Annotated in this window: 17 protein-coding genes; 6 read left to right on the top strand and 11 right to left on the bottom strand. The window is 38.0% G+C overall.

From position 1 onward, the window contains the following. Positions 1-132 precede the first annotated feature (132 nt). The 6 genes from dacB (at position 133) to FG27_RS11920 (ending at position 5,624) form a co-directional block, all read left to right on the top strand. Positions 133-1,452, top strand: coding sequence for a D-alanyl-D-alanine carboxypeptidase/D-alanyl-D-alanine-endopeptidase (gene dacB / locus FG27_RS11945; protein ID WP_231563313.1), 1,320 nt, complete (start codon positions 133-135; stop codon positions 1,450-1,452). A gap of 25 nt (positions 1,453-1,477) precedes the next feature. Next, positions 1,478-2,530 (top strand): LD-carboxypeptidase, encoded by a 1,053-nt coding sequence (locus tag FG27_RS11940; RefSeq protein WP_037319382.1) that lies wholly within the window; start codon positions 1,478-1,480, stop codon positions 2,528-2,530. A gap of 76 nt (positions 2,531-2,606) precedes the next feature. Beyond that, entirely contained in the window at positions 2,607-4,136 is a 1,530-nt protein-coding gene (locus FG27_RS11935) for a helicase HerA-like domain-containing protein (RefSeq protein ID WP_037319379.1), read from the top strand. Between the two features lie 25 nt (positions 4,137-4,161). Next, positions 4,162-4,719, top strand: coding sequence for a hypothetical protein (locus FG27_RS11930; protein ID WP_037319377.1), 558 nt, complete (start codon positions 4,162-4,164; stop codon positions 4,717-4,719). A gap of 5 nt (positions 4,720-4,724) precedes the next feature. Beyond that, entirely contained in the window at positions 4,725-5,333 is a 609-nt protein-coding gene (locus FG27_RS11925; protein WP_231563312.1) for an inorganic diphosphatase, read from the top strand. Positions 5,334-5,423: 90 nt separating this feature from the next. Continuing rightward, positions 5,424-5,624, top strand: a complete 201-nt coding sequence (locus FG27_RS11920; RefSeq protein ID WP_037319372.1) for a hypothetical protein — start codon at positions 5,424-5,426, stop codon at positions 5,622-5,624. A gap of 85 nt (positions 5,625-5,709) precedes the next feature. Here FG27_RS11920 and ftsZ read toward each other — a convergent pair whose 3' ends face one another. From ftsZ to FG27_RS11865, 11 genes are all read right to left on the bottom strand, one after another. Then, complete coding sequence (ftsZ, locus tag FG27_RS11915) at positions 5,710-7,746, bottom strand: cell division protein FtsZ (RefSeq protein ID WP_037319370.1); 2,037 nt, start codon at positions 7,744-7,746, stop codon at positions 5,710-5,712. 26 nt (positions 7,747-7,772) lie between these two features. Further along, complete coding sequence (gene ftsA, locus FG27_RS11910; RefSeq protein WP_037319368.1) at positions 7,773-9,140, bottom strand: cell division protein FtsA; 1,368 nt, start codon at positions 9,138-9,140, stop codon at positions 7,773-7,775. 3 nt (positions 9,141-9,143) lie between these two features. Beyond that, the gene (locus FG27_RS11905; protein WP_037319366.1) at positions 9,144-9,860 is read right to left on the bottom strand and encodes a cell division protein FtsQ/DivIB; all 717 of its coding nucleotides are present in this window, start codon (positions 9,858-9,860) and stop codon (positions 9,144-9,146) included. After that, on the bottom strand, positions 9,850-11,205 hold the full coding sequence (gene murC, locus FG27_RS11900) for a UDP-N-acetylmuramate--L-alanine ligase (RefSeq protein ID WP_037319363.1): 1,356 nt from the start codon (positions 11,203-11,205) through the stop codon (positions 9,850-9,852). Before murC ends, FG27_RS11905 begins: the two co-directional genes overlap by 11 nt. A 55-nt stretch (positions 11,206-11,260) precedes the next feature. Then, the gene (gene murG, locus FG27_RS11895; RefSeq protein WP_037319361.1) at positions 11,261-12,352 is read right to left on the bottom strand and encodes an undecaprenyldiphospho-muramoylpentapeptide beta-N-acetylglucosaminyltransferase; all 1,092 of its coding nucleotides are present in this window, start codon (positions 12,350-12,352) and stop codon (positions 11,261-11,263) included. A gap of 80 nt (positions 12,353-12,432) precedes the next feature. Then, positions 12,433-13,641 carry an FtsW/RodA/SpoVE family cell cycle protein gene (locus FG27_RS11890; protein ID WP_037319359.1) on the bottom strand — a complete coding sequence of 403 codons (1,209 nt, stop codon included), beginning with the start codon at positions 13,639-13,641 and terminating at the stop codon, positions 12,433-12,435. Positions 13,642-13,774: 133 nt separating this feature from the next. After that, positions 13,775-15,142, bottom strand: coding sequence for a UDP-N-acetylmuramoyl-L-alanine--D-glutamate ligase (murD, locus tag FG27_RS11885; protein WP_051935831.1), 1,368 nt, complete (start codon positions 15,140-15,142; stop codon positions 13,775-13,777). A gap of 6 nt (positions 15,143-15,148) precedes the next feature. Then, positions 15,149-16,387, bottom strand: a complete 1,239-nt coding sequence (gene mraY / locus FG27_RS11880; RefSeq protein ID WP_037319357.1) for a phospho-N-acetylmuramoyl-pentapeptide-transferase — start codon at positions 16,385-16,387, stop codon at positions 15,149-15,151. 37 nt (positions 16,388-16,424) lie between these two features. Beyond that, the gene (locus FG27_RS11875; protein ID WP_037319354.1) at positions 16,425-17,891 is read right to left on the bottom strand and encodes a UDP-N-acetylmuramoyl-L-alanyl-D-glutamate--2,6-diaminopimelate ligase; all 1,467 of its coding nucleotides are present in this window, start codon (positions 17,889-17,891) and stop codon (positions 16,425-16,427) included. 1 nt (position 17,892) lies between these two features. After that, positions 17,893-19,878 carry a penicillin-binding protein gene (locus FG27_RS11870; protein WP_037319351.1) on the bottom strand — a complete coding sequence of 662 codons (1,986 nt, stop codon included), beginning with the start codon at positions 19,876-19,878 and terminating at the stop codon, positions 17,893-17,895. Continuing rightward, the gene (locus tag FG27_RS11865; RefSeq protein WP_037319349.1) at positions 19,879-20,196 is read right to left on the bottom strand and encodes an FtsL-like putative cell division protein; all 318 of its coding nucleotides are present in this window, start codon (positions 20,194-20,196) and stop codon (positions 19,879-19,881) included. It abuts the gene before it with no gap. Between the last annotated feature and the right edge of the window lie 13 nt (positions 20,197-20,209).

Raw genomic sequence — 20,209 nt, 5'->3', positions numbered from 1 at the left:
ATATACCGAAAAGCGCAATACCTAAACAAATTTGTTCACTTAAAAATTAAACTTTTATTAACTTCTTGATTATTAATTTAACTTTGTACTAATTTTTTAAAAATATGTAAACCTATTCTAAATTTTACAATTGTGAGAAGTCGCTTAATTTTTAAAATTCTGTTTTTTTCAACCATTATTATTTTTGGTTCTTGTGCTACTCATCAACAAATACGCAAGCCCTTAGACAAAATATTCAAGGAATCTCCTGTTTTCCAAAAAGGCTTCGTAGGTTTTATAGTTATTGATCCAGAAAAAAATGACACTCTTTATAGCCATAACGCAAATAAATATTTCACGCCGGCCTCTAACACTAAACTTTTTACTTTCTATGCCGGATTAAAAATCCTGGGAGATTCTGTCCCCGCGCTTAAGTATGAAATCCAAAACGATACCCTTTATTTTAAAGCTACAGGAGATCCATCTTTTTTAAATGAAAATTTACCCAATTCCAAAGTCCTTGAGTTTTTGAAAAATAGGGGAAATCACCTCGCCTATGTAACTCCAACTTACACCGAAAAACATCAGGGTCCCGGTTGGGCCTGGGACGATTACAATGCATACTATTCCGCAGAACGCACCGCCTTTCCTATTTATGGCAATATGATAGGATTTGATTTCGAAAAAAATAAGGAGTTTCCCGTGGTTTGGCCAAAAATCTTTACAGACTCTTTGGTAAGCGTAAAAGACAGTCTTAGTTCTTCCCGACTTAGACGGAATATGGTTAGTAACCGGTTTGAGTTCAACAATCAAAATAAAGAATCAGATTTTTCGCAATCTGTACCCTTTAAATATTCATCCAAAATTCTTATCAAACTACTAGTAGATACCCTTCAAAAACCGGTTAGCCTGGTTCAAAATTCAGAATTAAACAAAAAACTTACTAAAACTATGTATAGCATTCCCAGCGATAGTATATATAAGGAAATGCTGAAGGTAAGTGATAATTTTATCGCTGAACAAATCCTGATTATGGCAGCCGGAAAAATTTCAGATACCTTAAAATCTGATATCGCTATAGAGTATATGAAGGATAATCATTTAAATGATTTACCAGACGAACCTATGTGGTATGATGGTTCTGGGCTTTCAAGGTATAATCTTTTTACCCCACGAAGTATTGTAAAATTGCTTCAAAAAATCAAAGTTGAAGTTCCCGAGGAGCAATTACTAGATATGCTACCAACCGGAGGTCACTCGGGTACTATAAAAAATTATTATAAAGCTGATGAACCTTATATTTTCGCTAAAACCGGAACTTTAAAGAACAATCACAGTCTTAGCGGATATCTGAAAACGAACAGTGGCAAACTTCTAATTTTCAGTTTTATGAATAGTAATTACACGATTCCAACCTCAGTACTAAAAGCCGAAATGGAAAAGGTACTGCTCCAAATTCGTGATAATTATTAACTTTAAATCTCCTAAAACACTGCAAATGCAACGAAGAAAATTTATTCAAAATCTAGGAATGGGGAGTTTAGCTTTCCCGTTGGCAAATTTTACAGGAATTGATAAAATTTCACCTTCAAGCAATTCGGTTTTAATTCCAAAAGGATTAAAAAAAGGAGATACCGTGGGAATTATTAGTCCCTCCAGCGCAATTTTTGAAACCGCACCCTTCGAAATCGCCAAAGAAAACCTGGAAGCAATGGGTTTGAAGGTGAAATTTGGAGCTTTTGTAAAAGGGCGTTATGGCCATCTTGCAGGAACCGATGAAGAACGAGCGCAGGAATTAAACAATATGTTCCGTGATGATACTATTCAGGCGATTATGGCCCTCCGTGGGGGATCTGGCGCGGCGAGAATTCTGGATAAATTAGATTACAAAGCAATTAAAAACAATCCCAAGATTTTTATAGGTTATAGCGATATTACTGCGATACATTTGGCGATTTATGAAAAAACCGGCCTGGTTACTTATCACGGTCCATTAGCGGTTTCAACTTGGAACTCTTTCAGTTTTGATCATTTTAAACGTTTATTATTCGATAAGGAAAAAATCACTTTTTCTAATCCTACCGATAAAGGGGATAACCTCGTGCAAACTAAAAACCGCATTAGAACCATTCAACCCGGCGAGGCTACAGGTAGACTAATTGGCGGAAATCTCTCGGTGCTTACCGGTATTATGGGATCTGAATATTTCCCTACAGATTGGGAAAACAATATCCTCTATTTAGAAGATGTTGGCGAACAAATTTATGCCGTAGACCGCATGATGAGTCAGTTACAGTTAGGTGGCGTACTTGGCAAAATTAGCGGCTTTGTCTTCGGGAAATGCACCAACTGTAATCCCGGCGGCTCCGGTTATGGCTCTTTAACGATGGAAGAAGTTTTGGACCATTACCTAAAACCATTGCATATCCCTGCCTTTTCAGGCGCGATGATTGGCCATATAGACGATAATGTTACTATCCCTAATGGACTGAAAGCGAAGATAAACGCAACAAAAGGAAGCATAGAACTTCTGGAAAACCCCGTCAAATAATTATTTCATAAAAAGTAAATTGGCTTAAAACTGTCGATTATTCCCAACAATTCTTATTTTTAAGAAAATTTGAAGCGTGGATAAAACACAAGAGTTTGTAGAACATATCAGCCAGGCCTACAATCCTAAAGGCGATTATATCCATTTGGGTGCCGCAATGCTTAACGGTGAAACTTTTGCCGATGCTGCGGTTAAAATTCCGTTGAAAACAATGAACCGCCACGGGCTTATAGCCGGGGCTACCGGAACAGGAAAATCTAAAACCCTACAAATTCTTGCTGAAAACCTTTCTCAAAAAGGAGTGCCTGTTTTATTGATGGATGTAAAAGGTGACCTTAGCGGAATCGCAAAGGAATCAGCTGGAGAAGAATTTTTACACGAACGTCATAAAAAACTTGGATTTCCATTTGAAAGTTCAAAATCCCCGGTAGAATTTCTCACAATTTCAGAACAGGATGGCGTAAGATTAAGAGCTACGGTTAGCGAATTTGGTCCCATTCTCTTATCTCGCATTTTAGATGTCACACCCACTCAGGAAGGGATTTTAGCTATTATTTTTAAATACTGCGACGATCATCATTTACCGTTACTGGATCTTAAGGATTTAAAAAAGATGCTTCAGTATGTAACTAAGGAAGGAAAGGAAACTATAGAAAATGAATACGGAAGAATTTCCAGTGCTTCTACCGGTGCTATCCTAAGAAAAATTGTTGCACTCGAGCAGCAAGGCGCTGAACGCTTTTTTGGTGAAAAATCTTTTGAAGTTACCGATCTTACCCGGAAAGACGAAAAAGGCCACGGGTACGTAAATATCATGAGGCTAACCGATATCCAGGATAAGCCAAAGTTGTTTTCAACATTTATGCTAAGCTTATTAGCTGAAATTTACACTACATTTCCTGAAGAAGGGGATAGCGATAAACCTAAATTGATATTATTTATAGACGAGGCTCATCTTATCTTCAAAGAAGCTTCGGGTGCATTAATGGATCAAATTGAAAGTATTGTAAAGTTAATTCGGTCTAAAGGTGTGGGCCTTTATTTTGTAACTCAAAATCCAACAGATGTTCCTTCGGAAGTATTGGGACAGTTGGGGTTAAAAATTCAACATGCCTTGCGGGCGTTTACTGTAAAAGACCGAAAAGCGATAAAATTATCGGCTGAAAATTATCCGATTTCAAAATATTACGATACCAAAAATGAGCTTACTTCGTTAGGTATTGGAGAAGCCCTGGTATCTGCTTTAGATGAAAAAGGAAGACCTTCTGCCCTGGCAGCTACAATGCTTAGAGCACCAATGAGTAGAATGGATATTTTAACCGATACCGAACTCGAAGAACTTGTTCTACAATCTAAATTACGAGCAAAATATAATGAAGAAATAGATCGCGAAAGCGCTTACGAATTATTAAATAAAAAAATAGATGAAGCTGAAGCTAAAGAAGCCAAAGAAAAAGCCGAAGCTGAAGCTTTAGAACGCGAAAAAGCAAGCAGTAAGACGTCCCGAAAGACAACTAATAAAACCCAGGGAGCAGTAATTAAAGTGCTTACCAGTGCCACATTTATAAGAGGTGTTATGGGAGTTTTAAATAAATTATTAAAATAAATATCATCAATATTCAATCTAAGAAATGAAAAAATCATTGCTACTTATTCTAGGCTTAACTTTAGGTCTAACCTCATGCCAAAAAGACGAAGACAATCCTTTTTTAATTACTGCTAACCAGGTGGGTCCTGTGCACCGCCATATTAAGATTAACCAATTAGACTCTATTTTTGCTGAAGATTCTCTTATAAAGCAAAAAAGCGGTGTTGAAGAATTTCGTGCAACAAGCGAAATAAAAGTGTTTGAAAAAGGCGGTAAACCATTAATGGTTCTAGAACCCCTTCAGGAATTTGATTCTACAAGTACAATTGGTTATATAAGGGTTCTGGATTCTCGCTACGAAACCAAAAGCGGTTTAAGTACAGCGAGTACTTTTAAAGATATTCTAGAAGATTATAATATTTCAAGAATTGAAAACACTCTTAACGCTGCAGTAGTTTTTCTAGATGAAATCAATACTTATATCACCATAGATAAAAAAGAATTACCATCAGACCTAAGATACGATACCGATTCAAAAATAAGAGCTTCACAAATTCCGGATGATGCGAAAATCAAATATTTTATGATCTATTGGGATTAAATTAAATGATGAAATTTCCCACGTATAACTTCTTAATAATTGGTTTACTGCTGCTGGCAGGCTGCAAGAGTTCTCAAGACCTCGCGAACATTCCATCTAAATCTAAAAATGGAAATTTCCAGGCGGTAATTGAAATTCCCGCCGGTACCAATAAAAAGATAGAATACCACAAAACAAAAAAGAAGTTTTTAGTAGATCAACGGGAAGGTAAAGATCGTATTATAGATTTCCTGCCTTATCCCGGCAATTATGGTTTTATTCCATCAACATTCTCAGATCCTGAGCAAGGTGGTGATGGGGATGCCGTAGATGTCCTGATACTTGGAGAAAGTAAAAATACCGGAAGCATTATTGGAATAATTCCTATCGCAGTTTTTAAACTAATAGATGAAGGGGAACTGGATTACAAGATCATTGCTATACCTGCAGACTTGAAAGCACAAATTATAAAAACAGAAAATTATCAGGGCTTTACTTCAAATTATCCTGAAGTAATCAAAATTCTGGAAAGCTGGTTTAGCTTCTACGATAAGTCTCAGGTAATAGAAATTGATGGCTGGGGAAATGAAACCGAAGCAATTGAAGAAATAGAAAAGTGGCTCAAAAAACCTTGAAAACCGCGCCATTTCTTTAATAAATGTTAATCACGCATACAATTTCAAATCTTTGGCTACCTTTATTTCCCTAACCAAAACACTTTAGTTATGATTAAAATCTTAGGAATTATCTTAACCATTGGTGGGGCGATAGCTCTTGTCATGGGAATTCTAGGAATTTTTGGAAGTATTGCGCTTATGTTAAGCCCCTGGGCGCTTGCAATTATTGGATTTATTTTCTTTATTTCAGGAATTTCCCTAATTAAAAGAAGAAAAGATACCGAAGATATTCAGGCTGAAAATAAATAAACCTGAAGCAATTTTATTAAAATTAAAAAGGTGCCCATTGTGAGGCACCTTTTTTATGAACAGTAATATATAATAAAGATTGGTATTAGTCTACATTATCGTGTAGAAAGGAATTGTTTCTTCTAAAATGAAGATCATCATTATCGTCTTTTCCTAAAGTAGTGCGCGATAATTTCCCCTCTCCTTTTTCACTTTTATCCAAATCTACTCCCTGTCTTTTGTAAGCAGGTTGTTTTTCAATCTCATCAATTTGAGCAGCGTTGCTTCTAAATTTGTAATTGAATTCTTTCATTTTCGCCCTACGCTCAGCTGCCCGTTCTATTAGAACTTCAGAAATAGGGTTATTAAACGGATCCTCCTCCCCGTGCTCTTCCTGATTTTTTTCAGGGTTTTGAGGTTCTGGTTTTAAGGTTTTCTTTTCAAAAGCAATAGCTTCATCTTTTGGCTCTTCCTTCTTTTTAGCCTGAGGTTTAGATCTATCTAAAGATTGCTCAAACTCCATATAATCATCAAGACTATATCTTTTTACACCCCTGGCAGAACTTTCAGTTACGGGAACGATCTCAACAGGTTCGTTTACTTCAATATTTTTAGATTCATCTTCTTCAAGTTGATGTCTAATTTCTTGCTTTTTTTCCTGTTTTGGTTGTTGCGGTCTTGGCTGTTCCTGTTTTGGTTGCTCTTGTTTAGGTTCCTCTTTCTTTTCCTGATTTATAGGAAAATCGAAAGTAAACATTATTTGATCTTCATTAGTATTCTGAACCTCTTCTGGCTCGTTCAACTCCATAGACTTCATTTCTTCTGAAGTATCATTTATAATGAAATCATTAGGGTTTATTTCCTCGTAAGAAACCTCCATATCTCTCGCCGATCTTGGCGTATGATATAATTCGTCTTCCTTAACCTGAATATTCCCTACTTCATCAACTTCCTCCACGCTGTCGTCTAAAGTATGTACAATAGTATTGTCTGGCTCTTGAGGACTTTCATCTTCTTTAGAAATAGGCTGCTCTTCAGTTTTTCTATTCAATTCAGGATAGAAACCCCTTTTTTTCGGATTTAATTTTTGTTCCGCTTTTTGCTCGTCTTCTAAGGTGTGGATTATCTTTTTAGTTTCTGTATTTACAATTTCGTTCTGTTGTTCTACATTAAAACCCGTAGCGATAATTGTAACGGAAATTGCTTCATCCAAAGCTTCATCTTCACCAACACCCATAATAATATTGGCACTGTGACCAGCTTCTGCCTGGATGTGATCGTTGATTTCTCCAATTTCGTCAATAGTGATTTCTTCAGAACCCGAAACAATTAGCAGTAATACGTTTTGGGCACCGGTAATCTTATTGTCATTTAATAACGGAGAATCCAGGGCTTTGCTAATCGCATCCTGAGCTCTGGTGGCACCAGTTGCCTGTGCAGATCCCATAATTGCTGTTCCGCTATTACTTAAAACGGTTTTAGCATCCCTAAGGTCAATATTTTGTGTGTAGTGATGGGTAATAACTTCAGCAATACCTCTCGAAGCGGTTGCCAAAACCTCATCGGCTTTAGAGAAACCGGCTTTAAAACCAAGGTTTCCATAAACTTCACGAAGCTTATTATTGTTGATCACAATTAAGGAATCAACGTGACTTCTAAGTTTTTCCACACCAAGCTGAGCTTGTTCGTTTCTCATTTTCCCTTCAAATTGAAAAGGAATGGTCACGATCCCAACGGTAAGGATATCCATATCTTTTGCCTGCTTGGCAATAACAGGCGCGGCACCTGTACCGGTACCCCCACCCATACCTGCAGTGATAAATACCATTTTGGTATTTACATCAAGCATTTGTTTAATTTCATCAAAACTCTCTACGGCTGCCTGCTCCCCTATAAGTGGATTCGCCCCGGCCCCTAAACCTTCGGTTAAGCTTACCCCTAACTGTATTTTATTGGGAACTGAACTATTATCCAGGGCTTGCGCATCTGTGTTGCAAACCACGAAATCTACTCCTTTTATCCCTAACTGGAACATGTGGTTTATGGCATTGCTGCCTCCTCCACCTACACCAATAACCTTAATGACGTTCGATTGATTCTTTGGTAAATCGAATGCAATGTTGTCGAATTCTGTACTGCTCATAAATTCTTTTTTACTGGTTCTATCTTTTACTCTGCGTTATCTAAAAAATCTTTAAACTTCTCTGCCCACTTATCAAAAATGCTCTTTTTGGGTGGTCTCTGTGGAGCCACTGGATCCTTCTTCAACTCATCACCTTCTGGTGTATTTTGCTCAAAATCCTCCTGCAACTCCAATTCTTCTTTCTCTCTATCTTCTTTGCTTTTCAGCACTACCTCTTCCTGAAACTTCTTCTCACCATGTTCAAGGCTGTTCATGACCAAACCAACTGCTGTAGCATAAACGGGGCTGGTGGTTTCAGTATCATTATTACCAGCTAAATGCTCGTTAGGATAACCTATTCTGGTATCCATTCCGGTGATATACTCTGCCAGTTGTTTTAAATGCTTCAACTGTGCGCCACCTCCGGTTAAAACCATTCCGGCAATTAATTTTTTCTTTTGCTCTTCGTGGCCGTAATTTTTAATTTCCAGGTAAACCTGCTCTATAATTTCCACCACACGGGCGTGAATTATTTTTGAAAGGTTTTTTAAGGTTATTTCCTTAGGTTCCCTTCCACGTAATCCTGGGATGGAAACAATTTCATTATCCTTATTTTCTCCCGGCCAGGCAGATCCAAATTTGATTTTTAGTAACTCGGCCTGCTTTTCTATAATTGAACATCCTTCTTTAATATCTTCAGTAATTACATTTCCACCGAAAGGAATTACTGCGGTATGCCTGATTATCCCGTCTTTAAAAATTGCCAGATCGGTTGTACCACCACCTATATCAATAAGCGCTACACCTGCTTCTTTTTCTTCCTGACTTAAAACTGCATTAGCTGAAGCCAATGGCTCTAAAGTCACTGCTGAAAGTTCTAAACCGGCGCTTTTTACACATCTTCCAATATTTCTAATGGAAGAAACCTGCCCAACCACTACGTGGAAATTGGCTTCTAATCTTCCACCGTACATTCCAATAGGCTCCTTAATTTCTGCCTGGCCGTCTACCTTAAATTCCTGAGGTAAAACGTGAATAATTTCTTCACCCGGCAACATCACTAATTTGTGAACCTGGTTGCAAAGGCTGTGAATATCATCGGCATCTATAACCTCTTCAGGATTCGTCCTGGTTATATAATCACTATGCTGCAGGCTTCTAATATGCTGACCTGCAATTCCAACCACTACATCACTTATTTTTAATCCAGAATCTGCTTCTGCTTCCTGTATAGCCTGTTGAATTGATTGAATGGTTTGAGTAATATTATTTACCACTCCGCGGTGAACACCAAGGCTTTTGGATTTTCCAATACCTACGATTTCCACCTTTCCATACTCGTTCTTACGCCCAATCATGGCCACAATCTTTGTGGTTCCAATATCTAATCCTACGGCTATGTCGTTGTGTTCCATAATTTACTTTTTAGTGCAAACAACCTGATCTCCAAATTGTAAATTCACTTTTTTGTAGGTCTCTAATTTCTCGTCTCTCAATGCTTTTTTATAAAAAGCTTTAAAATTATTGAACTTTAGGTTTATGCTTTCGGCTTTACCGAAATACACCGTAAAGTCCAGTTTTCTCATTTCTAATTCAAATTTATCTCCGGGCAAACGTTTAACACCGGTAATATGCCGGGTTAAAAATTCATCTTTCTGAATATAGTCTACCAACGGGTATGCTATTTTTACATTGCTCGAATCCACTCCTGATACCAGAGGCACTCGGGCAGCATAATATGGTGAAAGCGGCATTACAAGCCCATTTTTATCTAAGTAAAAAGAAGAATTACCCACTATTCTACCAATGGGTTTACGCTGACTTATTTTAGTCTGGAGCTTCCCGTCCAGACTTAAAAACACTTCAGCATTTTCTATCATATCGTGATTATTCAAAAGGCTTTCTACCCTATTCAAATCTAAAATTTCTTTGTCTATGCCCGCCGCGGCCACATCATTTTGTATCAACAACTTATTAACCGCTTCCTCAGTAACATACAGGTTTTCACCCGCTATAAATTTCACCTCTACATCGCTTATTTTTCGAGCATTATTCCTTTTTTCAGCAAAACCGAATAAAAAACCCACTAAAATGAGCAAAACCGGCAGTTTTATGTATGCTAGTTTAAACTTCATTTTCCAATGCTTTTTTCACGTTTTCCACTTCTTCCCCAATACTGCCGGCACCCATAAGCACCACAACTTCAGGATTGGATTTTTTTATCTCTTCAGCTATATTTTCTTTCTGAATTAGTTTCTTATTAGAATTTTGAATTTTTCCCAAAAGCCAGGCTGAAGTTACTCCCTCAATAGGAAGCTCTCTTGCGGGATAGATATCCAATAAAAACAACTCATCAAACAAAGCCAAACTTTCAGCAAAATCATCTATAAAATCTTTAGTTCTGCTAAATAAATGAGGTTGAAAAACTGCCAAAACCTTCTTCCCGGGATGCATTTCTCTAACCGCCTGATTCACCGCAGCAATCTCTGCCGGATGATGTGCATAATCATCTATAAGCACCAGCTTATCTGACTTAATTTTATAAGAAAATCTACGTTTCACACCTTTAAAACTATATAACGCCCTGGCTAGCTTGGGGATTGGGGATCCAAATTGGATAGCCATCGCCAGGGCGGTTATAGCATTTAGCAAATTGTGTTTGCCGGGTAGATTAAACTTAAAATCTTCAATAACTCCGTTAGGAGTTTTTAGATCAAAATGATATGTTCCATTTTTAATCTTTATACTTTGTGCCGAATAATCGGCGTTGTCTTCAATTCCAAAAGTAATTCCATCTAGAGGCAAGCCATTTTTCACAAATAGCGTTCCGTCCTCTGGCACGAGAGCAGCAAATTGCCTAAAGGTGTCTTCCAGCTCCTCTTTTTTACCATAAATATCTAAATGATCGGCATCCATAGAGGTTACTGCCGCAATATTTGGGGAAAGATGAAGAAAAGACCTGTCAAATTCATCAGCTTCCACCACAATAACTTCGTCGCCTTTTAGGATTAAATTGCTTTGAATATCTTCACTTATTCCTCCTAGAAATCCGGTGACTTTTGCATCGGTTTCTTTAAGTAGATGACCTAAAATTGCCGTGGTTGTAGTTTTTCCGTGAGTTCCAGCTACCGCCAGTGTGGTTTTTCCCTTAGAGATCAACCCAAGCACAGCAGCTCTTTTTTTCAAGTTAAAGCCGTTTTTTTGGAAATACGTAAGTTGTTCGTGAGCGGCAGGAACTGCGGGTGTATAAACAACCAATGTATTTTCTTTATCTGTGAATTCGGTTGGAACCAAATTCATTTTTTCATCATAAACCACAACAATATCTTCGGCTTCCAGCGTTCTGGTAAGCGAAGTTGAAGTTTTATCGTAACCGGCTACTTTTTTTCCCTGGAATTTAAAGTAGCGCGCTAACGCACTCATCCCAATACCGCCAATGCCGATAAAATAAATGTTTTGTATGTGGTTTAAATCCTGCATTCTATTTTTCTTGAGACCTCACAGGTTTTGAAAACCTGTGAGATCTTTATATAATTTATTTAATCAATTTCTCAACTTCGTCTACAATCCTTGCGGTTGCATTTGGCAAAGCCAGTTTCTTTATATTTTCTCCCAGTTCTTTTTGCTTCTCTTCGGAAGCCATTAATGCGAAAAACTCGGTTTCAAATTTTTCATCCAGCTCATTTTCTTTCAACATCATCGCCGCATTTTTCTTCACTACGGCCAGTGCATTCTTAGCCTGGTGATCTTCAGCTACATTTGGAGATGGAACGAAAAGTACCGGTTTTCCCACAATACTTAATTCTGAAACCGTGCCCGCTCCGGCTCGTGAAATAATAACATCTGCAGCGCCGTAAGCAAAATTCATTTCATTCAAGAATAAATGCGTTTGCACCAAGCCTGAATTGTACTTTTTATATTCTTCGAAATACAGCTTTCCGGTTTGCCAGATAAGCTGAATATTTTCCTTTTTAAATCTTTCTAAATTGGTTTCCACCAACTGATTAATTCTTCTTGCGCCAAGGCTTCCACCTAAAACCAGCAATACTTTTTTGTCTTTTTCAAGACCAAAATGCGCAAGAGCTTTTTCCCTGTTTTCGTCAATCTTCAGCAAATCCTGTCTCACCGGGTTGCCGGTAATTATAGTTTTTTCGGAAGGAAAAAATCGTTTAACTTCCTCATAAGCGGCGCAAATCTTATCGGACTCTTTTGCCAAAAGTTTATTGGTAATTCCCGGAAAAGAATTCTGCTCCTGAATAAGAGTTGGAATGCCCTTCGAGTTTGCCACTTTTAGTAAAGGTCCGCTGGCAAAGCCTCCCGTACCTATTACCACATCTGGTTTAAACTCCCTTATTATTCTTCTGGATTTCGCCAAACTACTTAGTAGCTTAAATGGAAACATTAGATTGCCCACAGTCAATTTTCGCTGAATTCCACTAATCCAAAGACCTTCTATTTTGTAACCTGCTTGTGGTACTTTCTCCATCTCCATCCTGTCACTGGCACCAACAAACAATATTTCTGCTTCAGGATAACGCGCTTTTATCTCGTTGGCAATAGCAATGGCCGGGTAAATATGCCCGCCGGTGCCGCCTCCAGATAATATTACACGTAAATCCTTTTTCATCCTTTTATATTTTTTAATTCCAATTTTTGGAACTTAATCATAAACTTCAATGCAATTTCTTGCGTTCCGCATAATGCTGGTTATATCGCTTCACTTAAAATATCTAACGGATTTTCATCATCCAATTCTTTTTCAGCTTCTTCGCGTTGCTTCATTTCCTCGCGTTTGGCGCTTACGCTCAAAATAATACCAAGTGCCATACAGGTCATCCAAATTGAAGTTCCTCCACTACTAATTAAAGGCAAAGTTTGTCCCGTAACCGGAAACAGCTCTACCGCAACGCCCATATTAATTAAAGCCTGAAAGATTATTGGCAAACCAACGCCCATAACCAGTAATTTCCCGAATACAGTATTGGCTTTTGTGGCTACAATCACAATTCTAAAAAGCAACATTAAATAAGCCAGCATCACTCCAAAAGCGCCTATTAATCCCATTTCTTCAACAATTATCGCGTAGATAAAATCTGATGAAGATTGCGGTAAAAAATTTCTTTGCACGCTTTTACCAATTCCCGTTCCTGCAACCCCACCACTTGCAATAGCGATTTTCGCCTTTTCAATTTGATAATCGGCTTCGGTATCTTCATCGTTAGAAAAACTCTCAATCCTGCTCGCCCAGGTATCTACCCTGTTTGGTAAAAGTCCCGGAAATGCTTTCGCTGTTAAAATGAACATCGTTAGCAAAAGCAGGCCTGCAGCTACAATAATTCCAAGGTATTTTATGGGATATCCACCTAAAAACATAAGTACCAGCACCATAGAAAAAATAATGGCAGTTGTGGAGAAATTGGCCGGCAAAATTAGTAATAATACCACACCCACAGGCACCCAAAGCGGTAAAATTGACTCTTTAAAGGTTAGATTTTCATTGGTTTTTTTTGATAGGTAACGCGCCACATAAATCATTAAAACTACCGATGCCAGGGTTGAAGATTGAAATGAAACTCCAATACCCGGAATTTGAATCCAACGGCTCGCATAAGCCCCATCAATCATAGTTCCCTGTGCTACTGTATAGATCAATAATACGATCACCACCGGTAAAAAGAGAATGGAAAGCCCCCTGAAATAATGATATGGAATTTTATGAACGGCAAAGAGCAAACAAAAACCTAAAAGCAAATGGAAGAAATGCACCACCACATACTGAAAGGTGCTTCCGTCTCCATATAAATACGCAAGATTACTACTGGAACTGTAGACCGGCAAAAATGAAAATATCGCCAACAGCCCGGCCGTAGCCCAGATAACCTTATCGCCTTTAAGATTTGAAAAAATGTTACTCATTTAAATCTTTAATTTCCTTTTATCGTCAAGCTGAACTTGTTTCAGCTTCTAATATGTTTTGATTATCGAACAGTCTAGATCCTGAAACAAGTTCAGGATGACGAAATATCAACAATTTTGGCCACAATTACCATTATAGATTTCTAACTGCCTCTTTAAACTGGCGTCCCCTATCTTCATAATTTTCAAAAAGATCAAAACTGGCACAGGCTGGAGAAAGTAAGACCGTATTTCCTTTTTCTGCCAGGCTATAAGCCATTTTTACAGCTTCATTCATAGATTGCGTTTCTAACATTGTATCTACACAATTCCCGAAGTTTTGCATCAGCTTCTGGTTGTCTATTCCGAGGCAAATAATTGCTTTTACTTTTTCATTTACCAGCGGTAAAAGGTCGTCGTAAATATTCCCTTTGTCCACGCCTCCAACAATCCAAACGGTTTCGCTCTCCATACTTTCCAAAGCATAAAAAGTAGCGTTCACATTGGTTGCCTTAGAGTCATTAATGTATTGCACATTATTAATTTTCAGCACTTTTTCAAGTCGGTGTTCTACGCCCTGAAAACTCTCCATACTCTCCCGAATAGTTTCCTTTCTAATTCTTAATAATTGGGAAACAGTGGCCGCAGCCATAGCATTTTTGGTATTATGTTTTCCCTGTAAACCTAACTCTGTTGTTGGCATATTAAATTGGTTGTTTTTTATGTTGACAATAATATTTTCATTCTCTATATAAGATCCGTCTTCCACTTTTTGTTGAAGTGAAAACGGAAGTTTTTGTGCTTTCACCGGATTTTTCGCTAACCATTTCGTAATAATTTCATCATCTAAATCATAGATGAAATAATCTTCCGGGCTTTGGTTTTCGGCAATTCTAAATTTTGAAAACACATAGTTCTCAAGTTTATGCTCATAACGATCTAAATGATCTGGTGTGATATTGGTTAAAACCGCAATATCAGGTCTGAAATTTTTGATTCCATCCAACTGAAAACTGCTTAATTCTAATACAAACCAGTCGGGATTTGTTTCGGCAACTTGTTTAGCAAAACTATCTCCTACGTTCCCCGCCATTCCTACTTTAATTCCTGCATTTTTCAAAATGTGATGCACAAATTTTGTTGTGGTGGTTTTCCCATTACTTCCTGTGATCCCAATAATTTTGGCTGAAGTGAAAGCGGCTGCAAATTCTATTTCTGAAATCACCGGAATAGCTTTTTCCTGCAATTGCTTTACAATAGCTACTGAATCTGGAATACCCGGGCTTTTCATCACCACGTCAGCATCCAATATTTTAGCTTCAGTATGTTGCTCTTCTTCCCAGTCGATCTTTAATCCTTCAAAAACCGACTTATACTTTTCTTTTATTTTTCCTTTATCTGAAACAAAAACTTCAAAACCTTCTTTAACTCCAAGAATAGCAGTCCCTGCACCGCTTTCGCCGCCGCCAAGGATCACCAGTTTTTTACCGGAATTGTTAGTATGTTGAGTTTCAGTTTTCAATATTTCTTATCTAACTTTTAAAGTGATTATAGTTACAATGGCCAGGAAAATTCCAATAATCCAGAACCGCACTACTATTTTACTTTCGTGATAGCCTCTTTTTTGATAATGATGATGCAATGGCGCCATTAAAAAAACCCTTCGGCCTTCGCCATATTTTCGTTTTGTAATCTTAAACCAAGCCACCTGTAAAACTACCGAGAGGTTTTCCATTAGGAAGATTCCGCATAAAATGGGGATCAATAATTCCTTTCTTGTGGCTATTGCGAGTACGGCTATAATTCCGCCAATGGTTAAACTTCCCGTATCTCCCATAAAAACTTGCGCCGGGTAAGTATTGTACCATAAGAATCCCACCAAAGCACCAGCAAAAGCACTTATAAAAATCGTCATCTCACCAGAGCGGGGGATGTACATAATGTTCAGATAATCTGAAAAAATAATGTTACCCGAGACCCAGGCAAAAATCCCCAGGGTAAGCACAATTATTGCTGAAGAGCCTGCGGCAAGACCGTCTATTCCATCGGTTAAATTTGCGCCATTGGAAACCGCGGTCACAATAAAAATCACAATAGGAATAAATATTAGCCAGGCATAATTTGCCAAAGCTGGATCTATCCAACTTATCAAACTCGAATAATCGAATTCGTTATTTTTCACAAAAGGAATGGTAGTGGTGGTCGTTTTAAGTTCCGGCCCCATTTCCCGCATATTCTGAAAACTATCTACTAACTCCTGCTGCTCTGGTGCGGGTTCGTTGGTTTCTTCTTTTACAGTCACTCCCGGATGAAAAAACAAGGTTCCCCCTACAATTATTCCCAGACCAACCTGACCTAAGATTTTGAATTTGCCCTGAAGGCCTTCTTTATCCTTTTTAAAGGTTTTAATATAATCGTCTATAAATCCTATAGCTCCCATCCAAAGAGTGGTTACTATTAAAAGTATAACATAAATATTTTCAAGTTTAGCAAGAAGTAAAACCGGAATAAGGGTAGCAATAATTATAATAACCCCACCCATTGTTGGAGTACCGGCTTTTTCACTCTGCCCTCTTAAACCAAGATTACGAACACTCTCCCCTATTTGTTTCGCCTGTAAATAATTGATTATTCTTTTCCCGTAAATCGTAGAAATCGCTAAAGAAAGAATAATGGCCATCGCCGATCTAAATGAGATATACCCAAACAAGCGCGCCCCAGGCACCTGGTATTCTGCATCTAAATATTCGAATAAATAGTATAACATAATTTCTTGTTGCTTTTCCTACAGAAAAGTTTTGGGGTTACTTATCTAAGTGTTTCAAAAATTCGGTTACAATCTTAAGATCATCAAAATCTTTACGCTCGCCATTTACTTCCTGATAGGTCTCGTGACCTTTCCCGGCGATAAGAATTATATCGTTTGGTCCCGCAATTTGAACAGCGCTTTTTATGGCCTGTTTTCTATTGGTTACTGACATGATCTTCTTAAAATTCTGCGGTTCAACTCCGGCTTCCACATCTTCTATAATCTTTTCCGGATCTTCAGTTCTTGGGTTATCACTGGTAAAAATCACTTTGGTACTCAATGCCGAAGCGATATGCCCCATTTTTGGCCTTTTTGTTGTATCACGATCGCCACCGCAGCCTACCACTGTAATAAGTTCTTCATTTTTTGTACGGATGCTATTTATAGTTTCCAACACATTTTTTAAAGCATCAGGCGTGTGTGCGTAATCTACAATTGCGGTAATTTTCTCTTTTTCTGAAATGATATACTGGAATCTTCCGCTTACAGAATTCAATTCACTAATTATCTTTAAACTTTCCAGAGACTCCAGGCCTAAAAGTTCTGCTGTAGCATAAATCGCTAAAACATTATAAGCGTTGAAATTCCCAATTAGGCGCGTCCATAATTCCTGGTCGTTTACTTTTAACAATAAACCTGTGAAAGAATTTTCAAGGATTTGCGCTTTATAATCGGCGTAAGATTTTAAGGCGTAAGTATATTTTTGCGCTTTGGTATTTTGAAGCATTACCTGGCCATTTTTATCATCGGTATTTGTAAGTGCAAATGCCGAAGCCGGTAATTCATCAAAAAAGCGTTTCTTAACATCACGGTATTCCGCGAAATTGCTATGATAATCTAAATGATCGTGGCTTAGGTTAGTGAAAATTCCACCGGCAAAGTCCAGGGCTGTAGTTCTATGCTGATCTATCCCATGAGAACTTACTTCCATAAAGCAAAACTCCACACCTTCGTCGTTCATTTGTTTCAAATAATCGTTGATGGTAATAGAATCTGGTGTAGTTCTAACCGCGTCAAAAGCATGTTCAGCAACCATTACTTTAACCGTTGAAAGAAGTCCAACTTTAAAACCGGCTTTTGTAAATAAATTATATAAAAGTGTAACGATCGTGGTTTTACCGTTGGTACCGGTAACACCTACAAGTTTTAATTTTTCTGAAGGGTTATCATAATAATTCGCTGCCATAAAAGCCAAAGCTTTTTGTGCGTTCCCAACTTTCACATAGGTAACTCCGTTTACAATTTCCTTCGGAAATTCCTCGCATACCACGGCTAAAGCCCCGTTATTTATAGCCTGACCTATATACTCGTGACCATCTGAAAGACTTCCGCGAATAGCCACAAATGCATCATTAAGTTCAACCTTTCTAGAGTCAAACTGGAGCTTGTTTATAGTTACCGAAGTATTTCCTACTACGGCATCGATCTCCACTTTATACAATATGTCTTTTAAGACTCTCAACCTATATTAAATTTACTTGCTGATTAGTTTCTATTTTCTGTCCCGCCGATATTGATTGGCTGTTAACCCTCCCGGTTCCCTGGAAAATCACTTTAAGCCCCAGGTTTTCTAATAATGAAACAGCGTCCATTGCCGGCATACCGGTTACATCTGGCATCACTATTTTTTCATTATCTATTTTCGCGAAATAAGCTTCAAAATCATTTTCAACTTTTTCGTTTTTTATATCAAGTGATGGCAGCGTATCCATCACAGGAGTATCGGTATAAATTTTTTGTGCGATTTGTTTAAAAACCGGTGCCGCCACAATATTCCCGTAATAACCTTTGCTTTTATTAGGCTTGTGAATAATTACAATGCAGGAATATTTAGGATCCTTGGCTGGAAAATATCCTGCAAAGGAGGAAATATATCTTCCCGGCTCTATCCAGTATTCTACCTGGCAGGTACCTGTTTTCCCGGCCATAGAAAAGTTAGGGGTATAAATATTTGCAGCAGTACCTTGCTCTACGGTATTCTGCATCATTTTTTGAAGTTTTTTAGCTGTTTCAGGAGAGCAAATTCTTGGATTCATTACCTCTCGTTCAACTTTTAAAATACTTTTATCCCATTCTTTTACTTCTTTTATAAATCTTGGCTTCACCATTTCGCCATTGTTAGCAATAGCGTTATAAAAGTTTAAAGTTTGCAACGGTGTTAAAGAAACTCCATAGCCAAAAGCCATCCAGGGAAGGCTTAAACCATTCCAACTCTTATCTTTTGGATGTGGAATTCTAGGAGAGCCTTCTCCTTTTATATCCAACCCAATTTTACTGTTTAGTCCCATCTCGTAAAGCTTGTCTACAAACCTGGCTGGATTATCTTTATAACCTTCAGTAATAATTTTTGTAAATGCAGTGTTTGAAGAAACCTCAAAAGCTTTTCCTGCAGAAATTTTACCATAGCCTCCCCGACGGGAATCTCTAACCGGTCTCCCGTAATATCTCACTACGCCATTTTCAGTATCTATAACCGAGCTGGTGTCTATAATGTTATCCTCTAATGCGGCGGTCATCGCCATTAATTTAAATGTAGAACCCGGCTCGCTAGATTCATAAACCGCATAATTTCTCTTTTCAAAATAACTTCCTCCCTCGGTGCGCCCAAGATTAGACATTGCTTTAATCTCACCGGTTTTGGTTTCCATAACCACTACGGTACCGTGGTCGGCTTCAAAATGTTCCAGTTGCTTTAATAAAGCGTGATGTGCGATATCCTGAATATTCACATCTATTGTAGAAATAACATCATAGCCATCTTTAGGCTCTACTTCGTTATTATCACTTATTGGTTTCCACTGGCCTTTAGCAATTTTTTGTTTTAATCTACGTCCGTCGGTTCCTCTTAAATAAGAACTAAAAGCGCCTTCCAGGCCAACACGTGTAAAATATCCGTTTTCATCCTGCCGCTCGTAACCCACCGTTCGTTCTCCCATTTTCCCTAAAGGATGCTCACGTACTGTTCTTTGCTCTACAATAATCCCACCTTTATAAGTGCCAAGGCTGAACATAGGAAAGCTTTTTACCTTCATATATTCAGAATAACCAAGATTTTTAGCAATGGGTAAATAACGTTGCCGGTTAGCTCGCGCCTGCCTCAAATATTGAGACCAATACGCAGAAGACTTCCCAAACATTTCGGTTAGATTATTGGAAAGTGGTACTATATTTTCCTGAAAATTTTTATCTGAAACGGTAACTGCGTCAAAGCGTACATCATACTTAGGAACTGAAGTCGCTAAAAGATTACCTTTAGCATCGTATAAATTCCCACGGCTGGCAGGGATTTTAAAACTTCGCACTGTGCGTTCTTCCGCCAGGTTTCTGTAATAATCTCCCTCCACAAACTGAATATCGAGCAGCTTCACGCCTACCCCAACAGCGAACACGAACATACAGGCCGCAACCACGTATAATCTATTCAATATGCCTTTTTCAGTTGTAGCCATTTACTCTTTTATATTCACTTTTATTTTATACGGCGGATTCTCAGAAGGCAGTATTCCCCTTCCTCTCATTTTATTGGTAATTGTAGATTCCATCTTTATTCGCATAAGCGCTGAACGCCGATCTACAAATTCACTTTTTAACTCTCTTACTTCAGTATGAAGTTTTGCTATTTTATGCACTTTGCTCTCTGCACTATGGGAGCTGGCAATCATAACAATAGCCAGTAGTGTGCAAAAAACTATAAAACGCCAGTTGTTTACCGCATCCCTGCTAATAAGAAAATTAGCTCGTAGTATGTTGTAAAAACCTTTTTTCATAAAACTTCAAAAA

Source organism: Salegentibacter sp. Hel_I_6 (genome assembly GCF_000745315.1).
Lineage (GTDB): Bacteria > Bacteroidota > Bacteroidia > Flavobacteriales > Flavobacteriaceae > Salegentibacter.
The sequence above is the reverse complement of the archived record's forward strand: the minus strand, read 5'-3'. Positions and strand labels throughout refer to the sequence as shown.

Coding starts and splice junctions, on each gene's coding strand:
- FG27_RS11940 (WP_037319382.1), top strand. CDS start 1,478: ATGCAACGAAGAAAATTTATTCAAAATCTAGGAATGGGGAGTTTAGCT.
- FG27_RS11930 (WP_037319377.1), top strand. CDS start 4,162: ATGAAAAAATCATTGCTACTTATTCTAGGCTTAACTTTAGGTCTAACC.
- FG27_RS11925 (WP_231563312.1), top strand. CDS start 4,725: ATGATGAAATTTCCCACGTATAACTTCTTAATAATTGGTTTACTGCTG.
- FG27_RS11920 (WP_037319372.1), top strand. CDS start 5,424: ATGATTAAAATCTTAGGAATTATCTTAACCATTGGTGGGGCGATAGCT.
- ftsZ (WP_037319370.1), bottom strand. CDS start 7,746: ATGAGCAGTACAGAATTCGACAACATTGCATTCGATTTACCAAAGAAT.
- ftsA (WP_037319368.1), bottom strand. CDS start 9,140: ATGGAACACAACGACATAGCCGTAGGATTAGATATTGGAACCACAAAG.
- FG27_RS11905 (WP_037319366.1), bottom strand. CDS start 9,860: ATGAAGTTTAAACTAGCATACATAAAACTGCCGGTTTTGCTCATTTTA.
- murC (WP_037319363.1), bottom strand. CDS start 11,205: ATGCAGGATTTAAACCACATACAAAACATTTATTTTATCGGCATTGGC.
- murG (WP_037319361.1), bottom strand. CDS start 12,352: ATGAAAAAGGATTTACGTGTAATATTATCTGGAGGCGGCACCGGCGGG.
- FG27_RS11890 (WP_037319359.1), bottom strand. CDS start 13,641: ATGAGTAACATTTTTTCAAATCTTAAAGGCGATAAGGTTATCTGGGCT.
- mraY (WP_037319357.1), bottom strand. CDS start 16,387: ATGTTATACTATTTATTCGAATATTTAGATGCAGAATACCAGGTGCCT.
- FG27_RS11870 (WP_037319351.1), bottom strand. CDS start 19,878: ATGGCTACAACTGAAAAAGGCATATTGAATAGATTATACGTGGTTGCG.
- FG27_RS11865 (WP_037319349.1), bottom strand. CDS start 20,196: ATGAAAAAAGGTTTTTACAACATACTACGAGCTAATTTTCTTATTAGC.